The sequence below is a fragment of the Streptomyces cavernae genome (assembly GCF_004023625.1).
Lineage (GTDB): Bacteria > Actinomycetota > Actinomycetes > Streptomycetales > Streptomycetaceae > Streptomyces > Streptomyces cavernae.
Genome location: NZ_RPDJ01000016.1, coordinates 17,300 through 33,401 on the forward strand (window position 1 = coordinate 17,300; position 16,102 = coordinate 33,401).

The window sequence follows — 16,102 nt, forward strand, 5'->3', positions numbered from 1 at the left end:
CGGCGGCCGACTGCCTCAGCCGCGCAGCACACGCCCCTGCTTGTCGGTGCGGTCGTTGCTCACGAAGTACATGATGGCGTCGATCAGCGCCCAGATGCCGAGGCCACCGCAGGTCAGCAGCTGTGCGACACCCACGCCGACGGAACCGACGTAGAAGCGACCGATGCCGAGGCCACCCAGGAAGAGCTGGAGAAGGCCGGCGACGATCTTCGACTTGTCGGAGTACGGGAGCCCGTTCGGGGCCTTGCCGTACGGGGCGTCGGGGGTGGGGACGGTCATGACTTCGCTCCTGCTGGCTCAACTGTGACCGGAGCCGAATGCTCCGAGGAAACGTCCAGAGGGACCCGCGGCAAAGCTCGCCAAAGAGCGCGACAAAGATCGCGAAGAGAGCGCAGGCACGTCATCCCCCGTGTGACTTGGGGAGCGTATGAGGCTGGTGAGACCAGTGGTACGAACGGGATCGATCGTTGCGATCCTGTGATCATTTCAGCCAGGTGCGACGCGCCCCACGGAGTCCACCCCGGGCACCTACGCCCCGCCCGACAGCGGCACGACATTGCGGGCGACGGTCCAGGCGACGGCCGTGAGCAGGATCAACACCTGGACACGCGCGCTCAGTTGTGGCCGCCAGCGACGCCCTCGCAGGCCCTCCACGAACCAGCGGGCGAGGAGGGCGAGGGCGAACGGCGAGGCGAGCAACAGCAGTCTGTTGTCCAGCCAGGCCGCCGTGAAGTGACCGTGCATCAGGTCGTACACCATGCGCGTCCCGCCGCAGGCCGGGCACAGCAGCCCGGTGAGGAGCCGGAACGGGCACTGGGGCAGGAAGTGCCCGGGCTCATGCGGATTGGTGCCGTACAGGTAGCCGGCACCGACCGCCCCGGCGGAGAACACCGCGAGGGGTGCCGCAGCCGGGTGCCGCAGCCGGGCCCGCACCTGCGGCAGGAGGGCCCGCCCGCCGGACTCAGCCACGCAGGACACGCCCGTTGGAGTCGGTGGTGTTGTTGCCGACCAGCAGGACGATCCCGTCGATCAGGGCCCAGATCCCGAGGCCACCGCAGGTGAAGAGCTGCGCGAGGCCGAGACCGACGTGCCCTATGTAGAACCGCCCGACGCCGAAGGTACCGAGGAAGAGCTGGAGGATCCCCGCCACGATCTTCGACTTCTCGGAGTACGGCCGCCCCATGGGGTCGTAGCCGTAGGGGGCGTTGGGGTCACCGGTGTACGTACCCGGCGGCACCGGGCCTCCGGGGTAGCCGTAACCTCCCTGCGCGTATCCGCCCTGCGGGTAGCCGTACCCGGCCTGCGGATACGCGTAGCCCGGCTGGGACGGCGGCTGCTGATACGGCCCGGCCTGCCCGGCACCGTAGGGCCCGGCCTGCCCGGCTGCGCTCGGGTCGCTCCCGTACGGGCCCGCCCCCGCACCGTACGGGTTCGACCCCGCGTCATACGGACTCGCCCCGCCCGCGCCCGGATATCCGTACCCGGGCGCGGACGACTTGTTCGGAGGCTCCGACGGCTGCGGGGGCTGGGACGGCGGCTGGGTCACGACGACCACTCCTGTGATGGGTTCTGATGCGAGCGAGCGCGGGATGCGCCTCATCTTGCAGGAGGCGCCCAGCTCGTGTGAAACCGGCTCCGCGGGTCCGGTGTCCTTCGGCAGAGCGTCGTAGCCGCCATGGCCGAGATCCGTGCGAGCAGACTTGTACGGACTCCGCGCATGGCGACTTGTCGAACGTATCCGAGGTGCGTAGTGGCAGACGAGAGGATCCCGCCTACAGCTGGCTCAGGATCGTTGGGTCCGTGATCCTCGTGTCGTCCGCCAGCATCATCGCCTTGCTGAGGATGACCGCCAGCGTGCGGTCCCCCTCGAAGGGGAGATAGCCGGGCTGCTCGGAGCCGGGGCTCGACTTGGGGACGATGCACAGGTACTGGTCGTTGGGCGTCATCAGGATGTTGCCCGAACCCAGGTGGATCTTGTACGTGTGACGTTCGCCCTTCACGTGCAGGAAGCGGCCCTCGATCGTGCAACGGTCGGCTATCGCCAGGCGGGGCAGCAGGCGGTCGAGGAGGGCGCGGCGGGTCTCGGCGCTCTGGCCCAACTCGCCGAAGCCGTACGACGTCCAGTACTCCCGGAACCGTCCGCCGGGGCCGCCGTCCTGCCAGGTCGGATCGTTGCCGACGCTCGCCACGCCCACGAACAGGTCCACGTCCCGCAGGACTTCGGAGAGGACCAGCGGCGGGACGTCCTCCAGGGGCAGCGGCTCCACCGGATCCTGGCCGTCGCGCAACCACATGCTGTACTCGCCGCCGCAGCAGTGCGCCGAGTTCTCGGGCGCGTCGATCGGGTAGAAGCGGACCTGGTCGGTGCGCAGCCGCAGGAATGTCCCGGACTCCGTGGTGTCGTCGCCGTACTCGCCGTCCCCCTCGATCCAGTACTCGGCCCGGAGCCCCCACAGCGGCAGTTCGCGGGTGGCGGGCGGCGCCTCGTCGTCGACGCAGAGGCGGAGCTTGTTGCGCCAGCCCCGGATCGCGGCGAGGGAGTTGAACTGGTGCTGGCGCAGGACGTGCGCCGCGAACCGGTTGGAGTACGTGCCGGTCGCGCGCTCGGCGTCCGTGAGGAGGTACACCTCGCGGTGGGCCTGCTTGAACGGCTGGGTGATCGCATGCCGCTCGAGCCAGTCCCGCCAGGCGACGATCTCCGCGGGCTCACGCCCGACCGGGTGCCAGAGTTCGACGTGGGAGCCCTCAGGGACCGGGGTGTCGGCGAGCGTGCGCAACTCGCCGTCCGCGTACCCGACAGCCGTCCCGTCGACCGTCCAGAGCAGACGCCGCGCCAGGGTGCCCACCAGCGGGTGGTCGAGGTACCGCTCGCGCCAGGCCTCGTACGCCCAGGTGCGCCGGGCGAGGAACTGCCGGTCCAGGCGCTCGCTCTGCGCCGTGAGCATCTTGTCGATGTCCTTCACGGCCGCCTTGAGTTCCTTGAGCTCGTCGGCGTGGTCACGCCTGACCGCGGCCGGCACGCTCTTGACGGTCTTCCCGGTGGCGTTGCGCCAGCTCAGCACCGTCTTGGAGCCGTGCACGCCGATCTGCGCGGTGCACTCGCCGAACCGGTGGCGGGCGCTCCCGACCTCGGTGAGGCCGTACGCGGGCACGGCCAGCTCCTCGATCTCCTCACGGCTCAGTCCCCGCGCCACGGCCCGCTCCTCCAACGCGGTGTCGACGAGCTTCGCGGTGGTCTTGTACGTCACGCGCGTGGCCAGCCGCGCCAGCTCGGCAAGGGCCGGGTCACTGTCGATACGGGAGAGCGCGACGACTGCGGCGTTGGCGACCTTGGGGTTGCGGGGCCCGATCCCGGCGACCTTCTTCAACGAGGTCTCCACGAGCGCGCCGAGCGCCCGTGCGGTGTCGGGGTGCGGCGGCAGCAGGGACAGCAGCCAGGCGAGGCCGCGCAGGGCGTTGGCGTTGTAGGGGTCGAAGGTGTCGTTGGGGTGTGCGCCAACGTACGAGGCCAGCAGGGGGCGGGTACGGGGCCTGCCCACCGCTCCCAGCCAGGGCAGCAACCGGGCGCGCACCGCCTCCGCGCCGAGGGCGTGGATCAGGACCCGTCCCGTCTTCTCCCACTTCGCGGAGGGGCGGGAGGCCGTGGCCGTCACGGCGTGGGCGACCAGCCGGTGCCAGTCCTCGCCGTCCGATCCGCGGCCGGCCAGGTCCGCCAGGGCCTGGTCGGACCAGGCTTCACCGGGGTTCAGGACCGGGCTGGTGAGCCGCGCGGCCAGCCGGCCCAGCTCGCTCGCGCCGTTCCACACCATCAGGTGGGACCGGCGGATCAGGGCGACAAAGCCGCCCGGGAGTTCACGGCCCTCGGCGAGTTCGAGCTCGGCGATTCTGACCAGCTGCTCGGTGTTGTACTGCACCTCCTGCTCGGCGGCCAGACTCATCAGCGCGGCCCGGGTGTCACGCGGCTGTCCCTCGAGCAGTTCCTCGCCCCGGAAGTTGTCGAGCAGGGCCACGATGCTGCGGCGGGCGGCCGTGCCCCCTTCCAGCTCGTGGTACCGGGCCGCCAAGTGGTGGACCAGTGCGGCCCGGAAGCCGTCATCCGCGGCGCGCACCGCGTCCACGACCTTGCGGCCCTCCCAACCCCAGTGGTCGCCAACCATGTCGGCGAGCGTGAGCAGTTCGGGGACGAGCCGTTCGGTGTCCTCGGCGGCGATCAGGCCGAGGACCTCCTGGAGCAGCCGGGCGTACTCGGAAGGCGACGTGATCATCAGCCACCCACCAACGCCACGAGCTTCAGGAACGTGACCTCCGTACCGAGCCGGACCTCGATCTCCTCATCGAGGTCGGTGACCTGGCGGTCCCCCACGAGCACCAGGAACCCGTTGCGCGCGAAGGCCTTGAGCGCGAGCTCGGTCTGCGCCTCGGGATCGATCCGGCGGGGCGTGCGCAACGCGTATCCGTTCAGCACCCGTTCCGCGCCCTGCGGCTGCACGAGCCCCTGGAACACCTGTGGCATGCGCGCGTTGTACTCGGCGACCTCCTGGAAGACGCGCCGCCGGATCAGCTCACGCAGCGCGACCCGCTCCTCGGCGATCTCCAGCCCCCAGCCGGCACCCCGGCCCCCACTCGTCGTCTCGTCGACGAACGTCACCATTCCCATGCCGAGGACAGTAGGGGGCACCACTGACAATCGGGGCCCGGGCGAGACGCTGCCGGGGACCTGCCGGGGATGTGCGTCACCGCCTCACCACGGCCGTTTCGGCCCCAGCCCCTCCCCCGTTGGAGTGAAAGTCACGCGTCCCTGCCACAGATCGCCGCAAGCACGCTGAGTACCGCGGGAATACGGAAATCCGCGTGCCCTTCGCCTTCGACACCCAGCGCAACGCAGTCCTGCTCGTTACGGGCGACAAGTCGGGCCAATGGACCCAGTGGTACAGCCAGGCAATTCCGTTGGCCGAGGGACGCTACGCCGAATGGCTTGAGCACCTGGCCGGACGCCAAACGATGAAGGAGACACCCGAGTGACCAGCTTCCACTCCTGGGACGAGGTCAAGCACGAGGTCTTCGACCCCGACGACCTAGACGACATCACCGTCGGCGCCCGCCGCATGGTGGCCGAGGCCCGAGCCCACCGCCTCGCGGAGATGCGCCGCCAACTCGGCCTCACCCAACGCGAAGTCGCCGAACGCATGCACGTCCGTCAGGAACGGGTCTCGGCCATCGAACGCGGCAGGACGACGTCCACGGAGGTGGGCACTGTCGCCGCCTACGTCGCGGCGCTGGGCGGGGAGCTGGAAATCGTGGCGAACTTCAATGGGACTCGGGTTGTTGTCGCTTAGGCCGGCCGGTCCGGCGCACTTGCACCGGACCGCGCTCCGGCCGTAGCCGGCTACTGCGGGAAGGCCGGCACCAGGGGTAGTTCGCGGACGGCCGTCGTGCCGATGCCCGACCTGGCGCCGGGGAGCAGGACGCTCGTGCCGCCGTTGACGTCGGACACCAGGAGGTCGGCGTCCCCGTCGAGTGGGGCCCCACCCACGCCAAGTGGCGGACCGCGGATGTGCACGTCCGCCAGGAACGCGTCTCCGCGAGGCCGCAAACGGTACGGGGTGACGCCGTACGCGCTCCGGCAGTCGTCCCGGCATCCGGCAGTCGGTTACTACCGGATGCCGCCGATGAACGCACGCCACGCGCCCGCGGAGACCACGACCACCGGCCCGTCAGGGTTCTTGCTGTCCCGCACGGGCACGACATCCGGGAGACCGTCGGCGACCTCTACGCACTCCCCGCCCTCCGCGTTGCTGTACGACGACGTGCGCCAGGGGGCGGTACGCAGCTCGTACACGCTGTTCATGGTGTGTGATCCCCCTCGAGTCTGCCGATGAACTCCAGGGACGCCTCCGGTGACAGGGCGGCGGCCCTGGCCAGATCGTAGGACCTGAGAATGTTCTGGACCACCGCCGGATCATCGATCAACTGCCCGGAGTGGGCTGTCTCCGTGTAAGCGAGGGTCGGCTCCTCGGCGAAGGTCATGATTCGCATCGAGCTGTACATGAGCGGATTCATCCCACCCGAGAAGGGCATCACCTGCAGGATCGCCAGGTGACGGCGAGACACCTCCGCGATGTGCTCGAGCTGCCCCCGCATCACATCGGTGCCACCGACCGGCACCCGGAGAGCGGCCTCATGAATGACGAACCACAGTTCGGGATCGGCCGGGTCCTGCAACAACGCACGTGCCCGCTCCTGCCGAGCGCCGACATGCCGTTCGATCTCCTCCTCGGCGACCAAAGGCCGGGCGGAGCGGATGAGAGCACGGGTGTACGCCTCGGTCTGAAGCAGGCCGGGCACCACGGTCGTGGCGAAGTCGCAGACGGTCCTCGCCCTTCGCTCCAGTTCGGCTGCTGCCGCGAAGTAGGACGCGTACTTGGAGGAGTTGAGCATCGCCGCGCACAACCGCCGGAAGAATCCGTCACTTTGCAGAACGGTGTCGATCCTGTCCGACAGATCGAGCTGCGGCCGGCGGACGGCGGCCTCCATCTGCCCGATGTAGGAACCCGAGCAGTAGACCAACTCCCCGAGCCCGTTCTGCGACAGCCCCTTCTCCTCCCGCCGCCTGCGCAGCTCCGCGCCGTAGAACTCCCCCATGGACGCCGCGTCCGGTGACTGGGGTTGGGACATCCCGCCTCCTCTCCCCACCGCGACGCCGCCGCCGCGGACTCACCTCAATGGTAGGCACGCAGCGCATCCGAATGAGCACGGAACGTTGAAGCAGCTCGGCCCGGGCATACGTCCATCGCAGCATCGATCACCCATCCAAACCCGGGGCTGGGGCATGTCTTGGTGTGCTCGGCAGGGCAAAGCGTCGGGGTGTACGGCAGCCTGCGCCCATGAGGTACGACCTTGCCGTTTGGGAGGGTGCTCGCCCGCCCGACGACGTCGCCGCCGGCCAGCTCTTCAAAGACCTGCGCGACAAGTACATCGACTCCGACGCGGATCACGCACCGACGGATCGCATCGCCCGGTATGTCGCCGTACTCGTGCAGCGATGGCCCGACCTCGCCGAAGACGAGGACGACACCTCCCCGTGGTCCACAGGTCCGTTGATCAACGAGGCCAGCGGTCCGCTGATCTATTTCCCCATGCGTTACGGCATGGTCGACGAGGCTTCGGCCTACGCCGCAACTGTCGCGGCATCCATGGGACTCGTCTGCTACGACCCCCAAGTGCAGCGGCTCAGGTCATGAAGACCTACTGAGTCATCGCGCGGGCGGAAGCACCGTCTGAGTGTTGCCGGAACGTCGCTCAAGACGCCGTTCCTCACGGCTCTCAGCAGGGCCGGGCGGCCCGGGGAAAGCCCAACTCGTCCAGAAGCGCGCTGAAAAGGTCCTCCGCAAAGGTCTCCCGCGAGCACAGTAGCTCTTCGATCCGGGGCTGCTGCGCTGTGGCCGGGATGCCGACCGCCGCAGCCCAGACGAGGGCGCCCTCGGCGTCGGCTGGAACATCCACTTCGAGCTCCGCGCGCTTGCGCCTCACAGCCTCGTCGAACTCGGGTGTGCCCACCCACAGGCTCACGTCGTCCAGGTCCTCGGGTTCCTCGGTGAGGAGTGCCGCAGCGTTGGCCAGGTTGAGCCACGCCTGCCAGCGCTGCCCGTCGGTACCCAACCCGGTCACCAGGGCGATGTCGCTGTCCGAGACGTCTGCGACGCAGGCCGGTGCGCCGGACCATCCGACCAGAGCGGACAGATAGTCGTCCTCCCATAGTCCGTGATCGAACTGGAGGGTCTGCCAACCGCCCGGTCGCGGCCACCACGCATGCACGGTGTCCTTCAGCTCCTGATTGATGCTGTCGAACACAGGGGCTTCCAGCAGCGGACGCTTGCTACGAGCAAAGACCAGATGACCCGAAAAGCCCACGGAACCTCCTCCTTGGAACGTTTGCGCGCACCTTATGGGTTGCCACCGACAGAGCGGGCTTGGGCCGGCTCAATTGCTGAGTCGGCGGTAGCCGACGAGAGCGGCGGCTATGCCGACGAAAGCGAGGAAGCGCTCAGCCACGCCCACATCGGCGTCTACGCAACGTCCGACTCCGCCTCCACCGCATGCTGCCGTCAAGGGTCATAAAGGCCCCGCCAGGAAGCCCTGGCGGGGCCTTTCCATCCCCATGGAATACGCGAGAGCGCATCAGCCTCGAACGACCGTGGTAACCCAGATCGTCACGTCCCGTGCAATCTCTGCCGGCATCCCGCCAGTCACGATTCGATGCTCTTTATTGTCTGGGTTCCGGTACTCCACTTCGAGCCGCTTATCTGAATCCAGCGCCACAACGACGTACCATTTATTCTCCAACCCCTGCGGCTCGACTGTCAGGTATGAGTTATCGGGATAACTCAGCTCATCGATCAACTCGAAGAGCAGGTCTTCCGAGATTCCGTCATACGACTCGCCGCTCTCCGTTTCAACGCTGTACGGACTTGACGGCATGTTACCTCCTCGTTCACGCAGGAAGACACCTACCATCCGTCGCGATCCCTGAAGAACCCACCGCCAGTGACGTATTGAAGATCCTTCTCCCAGGACTGCGTCGGAGCCACAGACCCTCTATGCGGTTCGAAGTTCAGCGGCCCTGGATGTCTCTCCGTCATATAGCGTTCGACATCGAGGGCATCACGCCTGGAATCATAATTCCGGAGAATTACCATCCGCACTCCACCCTCATAATCCGACCCCTTATATCTGCCGACGGGATTCTTTGATATACCCCATTTAAGCAATTCACCGCTCCTCGGGTTCACCAGAGCGTATAGGGATGTCTGCCCACGATCGGGAAGCGGACCCTCGATCGGCTTTCCGGTGGTGAAGGACGGGCAGTTAGAGTTATGAACGAGGACCGGAGTAGCCCCCGCCAGCACATAATACGTGTGCAGGTCGTCGACCGTAAGGTTGTACGTACGTGCACGCTGGGTGTAGGGCCTGTTCCCGGTGACCGTGACGGTCGTTCCGTCGGGCCTACGCAAGGTCATGCCGGCAACGAGGGAGCTGGCCTCGACCCACTGGCCCAGTGAAGGAATCCAGAAGGGGTGTTCGTAGGTTGCGGTGAGTTTCTTGGGCCCGTCCTTGGTCTGGATCGTCAGTTCGTTGAAGTGCTTGTCACCGTTCGTGACGATCAGCCGAGTGACCTTTCGTGCTCCCGTTTCCCCGGTCTCCGGGTCGGTGGCCACGACCTCTTCGCCGACCCTGATGTCCTCGATGTCCTTGGTGCTGCCATCGGCCATGAGGACGTTGGTGCCGGCGAGGAAGCACTGATTGCACCCGCCACCGGACCCGCCGCGACCGCGCCCAAGAGCGCCGCCGTTCAGCGTGCCCGGCCCCTCACCGCCCGCGGCCCCCACGGCGCCCATGGCACCCAGAGCCGCCCCGAAGGAGACGAGCTTGCCCATGCAGCCGCTCTTGCGCCCCAAGTACGAGCAGGCGAGGAACTTCAGGTGTGTCAGACGGTTCCGATCGAACTCCTCTTCTTCTGGAGTTTGCGCGAACCCCAGGCAGCTTCCCTCGAACCCCCGGCACTCGTTGTTGATCAGTCGGTTGAGGATGTCCGCGAACTGGTTCGCGTATTTCCAGCTGCGGTCCACGAAGACGCCGGGGTATACCTCCGTCTTCTTCTTTGCGACGGAAGGCGGAGTGATATTGCCCCTGCGCAGCGCCTCCTGATGGTTCCCCGAATACTTCGGCTTTCCGGGCACATGCCCCGGCGTGGTGTTCTCGTAGCCGGGCGACGGCCGAGTCGGGCAGTCGATGAACGGGCACAGCCCCGTCGGATCGCTCTTACTGATCGGGCTGTTGCTGCTGTACGCATAGCCGTTCATCTGCAGCGGGTTCGCCACGTCGATGATCGGGTCCGCCGACAGGAACCGGCCGACGCTCTGGTCGTACTCCCGCGCCCCGATGTGCGTCAGCCCCGTCGCAGCGTCGTCGATACCGACGCCCAGGTAGCTGCGCTTGTTGGGCCACGAGGCGGGCTTCGGGCCGCGCAGTTCGCCGTACGGCTTGTACGCACGGCGCGTCACCGGTTGTGTGCCCGACAGCTCCACCGTCGTCGTCGCCGTGCCGACCTGGTCCGCGAGGAGCACGTTCAGCTTGTGGCCCGTCGTCGCGCCGTTGCTCGTCGTGCGGACGACCGTGGGGGCGCCCGCGTGGGCGTAGGCGCGGGAGGCGCGGGTGACCGTGCCCGACGCGTTCGTCGTCAGTTCCGTCTCGCCCAGGTAGAGCGTCGTGCCTGACGGCGAGTTCTCCAGCAGGCGGTTGCCTGCCGCGTCGTAGACGTACGACGTCTTGACGCCGCCGTTCGTGATCGTGGCGAGCTTGTTCTCCTGCGTCCAGGTCAACGCCTGGGTCGTCGTCGGCAGCTCACGGGTCGTCGTGTTGCCCAGGTCGTCGTAGGCGTAGGAACTGCCCTGGCCCGACGGGCTGGAGGCCACCCGCTGCAGTGTGTGCGGCTGGGCGACGTAGCCGGGAGTGGACGGCGTCGCCGCGATGTCCTTGCCGTAGCCGTACGTGAAGCTGACGTTCTTCGACGCGTCCGCCGTGTCGTACTCCGTCATCCCGGCGCGGTTGCCGAGCCAGTCGAAGGTGTACGCCTGGCGGTAGGCGGTGGCGCCCGTCGCCACCGTCGTCGGCTCGGGGGCCGCTGCCGCCAGGCTGGAAGTCAGCGCGGCGTCGGGCGTCGTCGTGTCCGACGCCGCGTCGGCCGCGTCCGCCACCGGGCCCGAGGACGTCGCCGCGTCCGTGCGGTAGCCCCAGCTCGCGCCGCTCACCGACTTGCAGCCGACACCCCAGCCCGTGGGCTGCGTCTTCGACGTCCACGCGTGGACCAGTTCGCCCAACGCGTCATAGGTGAAGCACTGGTTGTCCCACGGCTCGCCCGACGCCTCCGGCAGCTTCCGCGCGATCGACGTGATCATGCCGGAGGTGTCGTAGGAGTAGTAGCCGTCGGAGATGCGGTGCGGGCCCGCCGTCTCCCGGTCGGCCACCGTGCGCTGCAGACGGCCCGTGTTCTGGTCGACGAAGTTGGTGGTCCACACCCGCCACGGCTGTGGGCCCGACACCGTCCGCAGCGGCTCGCCGTACGGCGAGTACGTGACGTCCGTCGTGTACCAGGACTGGCCCGAGGTCGACTCCGGGAGGCCGTCGGCGTTGTAGCGGGTGACGACCTTCTCACGGGCCAGGCCGCCCGCCGCGGGCAGCGTGGTCGTCAGCGGCCTACCGGTGACGGGTGTGTAGGTGTACGAGTACGCGTAGGTGCCCGCGACACCCGTGGTCAGGGTGCTGGACGGGATCACCGTCTCCCGGCCGGTCGGCCGGTACGCGGCGTCGTACCCCGTGACGCGGTCGATGTAATCGCCGTTCGCCGTGTGCCGGGTGGACGCCGCCGGCTGGCCCAGCGCGCCGGCCACGGTGTCGTACTCGAACGACTTGACCGGAGTGGCCGTCTCCGAGCCCTCACGGACGTACCTGATCCGGCCCAGTTCGTCGTACTCGGTGAACGTGACCTGGCGGGCGGTGTTGGTGACCTTCCGCAGGCGGTCGGCTTCGTCGTACTCGGTCAGGGTCGTGCCGGTGTCCGGGTCCTTGCTGGAGGTCAGCCGGCCGCGGGCGTCGTACTCGTAGCGCCAGGTGTTGCCCGCCGGGTCCGTGACCGTCTTGCGGTTGCCGCGCTCGTCGTACGCGTACGTGGTCGCCCGGTAGGCCGACCTGTCCTCCTTCGTGTAGTGCCGGATGGCCGTGACCCGGCCCAGCGCGTCCGTGTAGGTGGTGGTGGAGGGAGCCGTCGAGCCGGCCGGGTTCACGGTGACGCTGGTGTCCGCGTAACCCGTGTACGTCGCGTACTTGTACTTGCCGCCGAGGTACGTCGACATCCGGCGCACGCGCTCCAGACCGTCGTAGCGCGTCTTCGTCCAGCTCGGAATCAGTGAATCCGACTTGACGTCGAAGAGCTTGGGGTCCGGTTCGCCCTTGGCGAGGTATCCGCCGGTCTGCGTGTCGACGAGCCCGTGGTCGTTGTACGACGTGTCGGTGATGATCCGGCCGGGGCCGTGCGCCTCGCTCTGTGTCTGGACCTGGCGCATCAGGCCGTCGTAGAGCGTGACCTGGGTGCCGTAGGAGCCGTCGTCGCGCAGCGTGCGGACGGTCACCGCCGCCGGGCGGTTCTCCTTGGTGTTGGCGACGGTCGCCTGGTAGGCGATCTGGACGTCGGGCTTCGTCTCGCCCGAACGCGCCGCCGACCAGCCCTTCACCAGGCGGCCCAGAGCGTCGTACTCGGTTCGCGTGACCCGGCCGTTGGCGTCGGTGACCGTCAGGGCCAGGCCCCGGCCCGGATCGAGGGTCGTGGTGACCGCGTGGCCCTTGGCGTTGATGGCTTTGGTGGCGGTGACCGGGCCGCCGGAGTCGGCGGGCGTGTACTGGGTCTCCGAGGTGCCCTGCCCCGGCTTGGTGACCGTGCGCAGGCGGCCGAGCGGGTCGTATGTCGTCTTCGTGACGACCGAGTACGCGGTGCCCTTGCCGTCGATCTCGGCGGCGGAGGTCACCAGGCCCTTGGTCGGCGTCGCGCCGTGCGCGAGGTTGTCGTAGCTGGTGCGCACCGCGCCCTTGAGCCGGGTCGCCGGGTCGGCCGTGTCGAAGCCGGAGCAGGCGGTGGCCGTGGTGCGCTGTTCCTTGGGCAGACCGATCAGCCAGGCGGTGGTGTTGTGGACGTACGACGTCCTGGTGCAGGTCTGGTCGGAGAGGACCTCGCTCGTACCGCTGGGTTTGACGACCGCTGTCTCGACCTGCTCGGGGAGACCGTACGTATCGTCGACCGTGGTGAGCGTGCGGACCGCCTGCCAGCTGCTGCCGACGGTCTGGAGAGCGTCCGAGCGCCGGACGCCGCTGCGGTGGGCGAGGAGCGGGGTCAGGTCCGTGCCGTCGTCGGCCTCGCGGGCGCGCGACGCGGTCTGCTTCGACCACGGGTAGTTGAGGGTGCGCTGGGCGACCTTGCCGCCGGAGTCCTGGTAGGTGATGGACTCGGCCGTCATGCCCGCGTATTGCGGGGCGTCGTCCGTGAGGAGCGTGTACTTGCCGGTGGAGTCCTTGACCTCCCCGCCCACACCCACGAAGTAGCGGGTCGTGGAGCGCGACTGGCCCTGTGGTTCATCGATCCCGGAGGTGGTGCGGCTGCCCTTGGTGACCGTCACCTCACGGTAGCCGCGCCAGTCGCTGTACGTGCGCAGGGGCTGGCGGGTGAACTCGTCGTCGCTCTTGTCCCAGGCGGGGCGGGAGTACGCGTACTTGGTGGTGATGAGCTTGCCGCGCGAGGTGACCTTGTCGTTCTCGGTCACGGAGTCGACGACGTACTTGTTGAACCACGCCTTGGCGGGCTTCTTCTCGTCCCCGTCGGGGGACCAACGGACCGGGAAACAGGTCGAGTTGTCCTTGCCCTTGTCCTCGGCCGGCTCGCTCGCGCAGCCGCCCGTGTACTCGACGTCGATCTCGCCGCCGTACTCGGTGGCGACGGTTCCGATGCGGGGGCGGGTGAACCCCGGCCGCTGGTCGCCGGCGCCGCTGCTCACCAGGTTGGGCAGCTGACGGTCCTTCAGCCGCCCGCGCAGGGGGGAGGTGGAGCCGACCGTGTACTGGGCGAAGCTGATGCCGTCCTTGGACTGGAGGGTCCCGGTGGTGTCACCGGGCGCGAACCCGCGCCGGGTGATCGAGTTGAGCCACAGTCCGGGCGCGGTGTCGTACCAGTCCTCGGGGAAGGACTGGTGGAGCGTGTACGTGTCCACCTTGCCGAGGCCCGACTGGCCCGCGCGTGCGCCCTTCGTCGTGACCGTGTCCAGCCGCATCTGCGTCCAGAAGGACGGGAACGGAGGGCACAGCTTGGAGGTGGACTTGCAGTTGAGGTTGCCCGGGGTGTCCCACCAGGGTCGGTACGCGCCGGGGTCGTCGGTCTTGGCGAAGTTCGCGGGATCGCAGGCCGTCGCCGACTTCAGGCAGCGCTGCGCGACACCGAACTCGACCGTCGCGGACGGCTTGGTGAGATCGGCGCGCATGCCGTACTCGATGCTGGTCGGGTACGCGTAACGGTCGTACTGCTCAGGCGACTTGAACTTCTTCCGTACGGCGTAGTGGTTCGTCTCCTGCTTCCAGTTGACGACCATGGCGTTGCCGTGGACGTCGACGACCTTGTCCATGCCCCAGCGCCAGGCCTGCTTCTTGCCGGACCCGCAGCGGGAGTCGGCGAAGGTGTCGGCGTGGCAGGGCTCGCCGGGGTGGTTGCCGAAGACAGGGACGGTGGAGACGGAGTTGGTGTCCGCGTGGCCGCCTCCGACCTTGTTGAGGCCGTAGAAGTACTGCGTTCCGTCCGGGGTGGTGACGACCCAGTGCTCACCGTCGTTGTCGCCGTTGGTCCCGCCGGTCTTGAGCTCGACGCGGGTGCCGTCGTCCTGCTGGGGACGGTAGGTGGTGGTGTCGCCGACGCGTACCAGTTCGGTGGTCTTGCCCCCGAGGGACATCACCGCGTTGTACGACACCCAGCACAGGTCGGAGGTCTTGTCCTTCTTCGCGGTGTTGTTGGGCGTGCCGGAGTTCAGCTTCTTGCGGTCGTCCTGGCAGGGGCGGTAACGGCGCTCGATATGGCCGGGGTCGTAGTTCCAGCCCTCGCCGATCCAGGAGGACTGCGGCGAGGAGACCGCTGTACGACCGTCCACGGTCTGGGAGCTGTAGTTGAAGGAGATGCTGGGCGCCGGTCCCGCGGGAGCGGGCGGGACCACCACCGGATAGGACCAGGTGAACGCGCCCGAGGAGCCGCCCGCCTCCCACTTGCCGTCGGAGGCCAGTGGTGTGGCCTTGAAGGAGCCGCCCGCGCCACCGCCGGAGTCGACCGCCGCGACGACGGCGGTGTCTCCGGCGGCGGCAGCTCTCGCCGCGGTGTTGTAGGCGGCCTGGACGGCTGAGGGGCGGTCAGTGAGCGCCCTCTCGGTTGAGGCAGGGGTGACGGTGGTCCCGTCGGCGGCCGGGTCGACCGTGGCTGTGATCGACCCGTCCGCCGTGTCGTTCGTCGTCTCCAGTTCCTCGTACGTCTGGCACGCCTCGTCGTCCGGCGTCGTCAGGTAGCACTCGGGGAACTGGACGAAGCGCAGCCGGGAGGCCCAGTCGGCGCCGTAGAGGTTCTTGAAGTCGGCGTAGTCGAGCTTGACCGCGATGGGGACGGAGCCGGTCGCCGGGGCCCGCACAGTGACGACCGCGCCGTCCACGCCCTGCCCCACGGAGGCCGTCCGGGCGGCCACACTGACCTGCCAGGTTCCGGTGGGAGCGGGCTGGTCGGGCGCTTGGCCGAGACTGACGGGCAGGTCCTCGACCGGCTTGGGATCGGCGGCGGCGAGCGCTGTCGGCCGCGCGTCGGTGGTGCGGAGGGACGCCGTCTGCGCGGTCGAGCCGAACGTGACCGAACCGGTGTCGGCGGGCGGAACCGTGGTCGTACCCGCCGGCGCCTGTGCCTGGTCCTCGGGAACGTCGACCTTCAGGGTCTCCAGGTTCTTGTCGAAGACCTCGCCCGGAAGCGGTTCGTCCTTCTTGAGTGGCTCCAACTCCAGCGTCTCGCGCCCCTGCTCGGCCGCCGTCGGATCCGGTGGCAGCGCCAGCGACTGGGTGGGCAGCAGGCCGACCAGAAGTGCGGCGCCTACCGTGGGTATGACGAATCGCCGTGAGCGACGAACGTGAGCAGGCAGAAGTCGAGCAGGCGAAAGCCGACCGAACACGACGAGGTCCCCCCGGACCACTTGGAGCGGGGACCGGTAGCGGACCACGCGTGATGGCGTATCAGATAGCGGAGATTCTGTGGTGGCGCTGTGAACATGCGCCAGGGCTGACCCCTACCATGTGATCATCATCACGGTGCGTAACAGATCGCAACGGTCGGTTGTTACCTTTAACAGGCTCTTACCTCAGAGGTAGATCTACTGAGCCTTCTCCCCGTTTCCAGCGTATTCATCTGCCTGACACTCAAATCGCCTGTGTAGCAATGCATTTGACGGTGCTTTAGAAGACTTTGCGCCGCCGGATGAGGGGGCGAGGC

14 protein-coding genes are annotated in these 16,102 nt (G+C 68.1%); 3 read left to right on the top strand and 11 right to left on the bottom strand.

What is annotated here, in order from left to right:
• Positions 1-15: 15 nt before the first annotated feature.
• The 5 genes from EF387_RS26260 to EF387_RS26280 form a co-directional block, all read right to left on the bottom strand.
• The gene (locus tag EF387_RS26260) at positions 16-279 is read right to left on the bottom strand and encodes an NINE protein (RefSeq protein ID WP_128379079.1); all 264 of its coding nucleotides are present in this window, start codon (positions 277-279) and stop codon (positions 16-18) included.
• A gap of 249 nt (positions 280-528) precedes the next feature.
• Positions 529-969, bottom strand: coding sequence for a DUF2752 domain-containing protein (locus tag EF387_RS26265; protein WP_238431706.1), 441 nt, complete (start codon positions 967-969; stop codon positions 529-531).
• A complete protein-coding gene (locus EF387_RS26270) occupies positions 962-1,546 on the bottom strand; it encodes a TM2 domain-containing protein (protein WP_128379080.1) in 585 nt (194 codons plus the stop codon). The genes EF387_RS26265 and EF387_RS26270 overlap by 8 nt, the downstream gene beginning before the upstream one ends.
• 226 nt (positions 1,547-1,772) lie before the next feature.
• Positions 1,773-4,265, bottom strand: a complete 2,493-nt coding sequence (locus EF387_RS26275) for a DUF4132 domain-containing protein (RefSeq protein WP_128379081.1) — start codon at positions 4,263-4,265, stop codon at positions 1,773-1,775.
• The gene (locus EF387_RS26280) at positions 4,265-4,657 is read right to left on the bottom strand and encodes a hypothetical protein (protein ID WP_128379082.1); all 393 of its coding nucleotides are present in this window, start codon (positions 4,655-4,657) and stop codon (positions 4,265-4,267) included. The genes EF387_RS26275 and EF387_RS26280 overlap by 1 nt, the downstream gene beginning before the upstream one ends.
• Positions 4,658-4,845: 188 nt before the next feature.
• On the opposite strand from EF387_RS26280, the gene EF387_RS26285 reads away from it, so the two are divergent.
• Positions 4,846-5,022: a type II toxin-antitoxin system RelE/ParE family toxin gene (locus tag EF387_RS26285; protein WP_128379083.1), complete on the top strand. Its 177-nt coding sequence runs from the start codon at positions 4,846-4,848 to the stop codon at positions 5,020-5,022.
• Complete coding sequence (locus EF387_RS26290; RefSeq protein ID WP_128379084.1) at positions 5,019-5,336, top strand: helix-turn-helix domain-containing protein; 318 nt, start codon at positions 5,019-5,021, stop codon at positions 5,334-5,336. Before EF387_RS26285 ends, EF387_RS26290 begins: the two co-directional genes overlap by 4 nt.
• A gap of 50 nt (positions 5,337-5,386) precedes the next feature.
• Here EF387_RS26290 and EF387_RS26295 read toward each other — a convergent pair whose 3' ends face one another.
• The 3 genes from EF387_RS26295 to EF387_RS26305 are packed head-to-tail and all read right to left on the bottom strand — an operon-like array spanning position 5,387 to position 6,675.
• Complete coding sequence (locus tag EF387_RS26295; protein WP_128379085.1) at positions 5,387-5,593, bottom strand: hypothetical protein; 207 nt, start codon at positions 5,591-5,593, stop codon at positions 5,387-5,389.
• Between the two features lie 60 nt (positions 5,594-5,653).
• Positions 5,654-5,848: a DUF397 domain-containing protein gene (locus tag EF387_RS26300; protein WP_128379086.1), complete on the bottom strand. Its 195-nt coding sequence runs from the start codon at positions 5,846-5,848 to the stop codon at positions 5,654-5,656.
• Positions 5,845-6,675, bottom strand: a complete 831-nt coding sequence (locus EF387_RS26305) for a helix-turn-helix domain-containing protein (RefSeq protein WP_128379087.1) — start codon at positions 6,673-6,675, stop codon at positions 5,845-5,847. Before EF387_RS26305 ends, EF387_RS26300 begins: the two co-directional genes overlap by 4 nt.
• A gap of 209 nt (positions 6,676-6,884) precedes the next feature.
• On the opposite strand from EF387_RS26305, the gene EF387_RS26310 reads away from it, so the two are divergent.
• Positions 6,885-7,241, top strand: a complete 357-nt coding sequence (locus EF387_RS26310; RefSeq protein ID WP_128379088.1) for a hypothetical protein — start codon at positions 6,885-6,887, stop codon at positions 7,239-7,241.
• An 82-nt stretch (positions 7,242-7,323) separates the two neighbouring features.
• On the opposite strand, the gene EF387_RS26315 is transcribed toward EF387_RS26310, so the two are convergent.
• The 3 genes from EF387_RS26315 to EF387_RS26325 form a co-directional block, all read right to left on the bottom strand.
• A complete protein-coding gene (locus EF387_RS26315) occupies positions 7,324-7,911 on the bottom strand; it encodes a hypothetical protein (RefSeq protein WP_128379089.1) in 588 nt (195 codons plus the stop codon).
• Positions 7,912-8,178: 267 nt separating this feature from the next.
• The gene (locus EF387_RS26320; protein ID WP_128379090.1) at positions 8,179-8,478 is read right to left on the bottom strand and encodes a hypothetical protein; all 300 of its coding nucleotides are present in this window, start codon (positions 8,476-8,478) and stop codon (positions 8,179-8,181) included.
• A gap of 29 nt (positions 8,479-8,507) precedes the next feature.
• Entirely contained in the window at positions 8,508-15,785 is a 7,278-nt protein-coding gene (locus EF387_RS26325; protein ID WP_420802628.1) for a polymorphic toxin-type HINT domain-containing protein, read from the bottom strand.
• Positions 15,786-16,102 lie beyond the last annotated feature (317 nt).

Bases quoted from the DNA above. Each gene is read 5' to 3' on its own strand.
- EF387_RS26260 (WP_128379079.1), bottom strand. From the start codon at position 279: ATGACCGTCCCCACCCCCGACGCCCCGTACGGCAAGGCCCCGAACGGG.
- EF387_RS26275 (WP_128379081.1), bottom strand. From the start codon at position 4,265: ATGATCACGTCGCCTTCCGAGTACGCCCGGCTGCTCCAGGAGGTCCTC.
- EF387_RS26280 (WP_128379082.1), bottom strand. From the start codon at position 4,657: ATGGGAATGGTGACGTTCGTCGACGAGACGACGAGTGGGGGCCGGGGT.
- EF387_RS26300 (WP_128379086.1), bottom strand. From the start codon at position 5,848: ATGAACAGCGTGTACGAGCTGCGTACCGCCCCCTGGCGCACGTCGTCG.
- EF387_RS26305 (WP_128379087.1), bottom strand. From the start codon at position 6,675: ATGTCCCAACCCCAGTCACCGGACGCGGCGTCCATGGGGGAGTTCTAC.
- EF387_RS26310 (WP_128379088.1), top strand. From the start codon at position 6,885: ATGAGGTACGACCTTGCCGTTTGGGAGGGTGCTCGCCCGCCCGACGAC.
- EF387_RS26320 (WP_128379090.1), bottom strand. From the start codon at position 8,478: ATGCCGTCAAGTCCGTACAGCGTTGAAACGGAGAGCGGCGAGTCGTAT.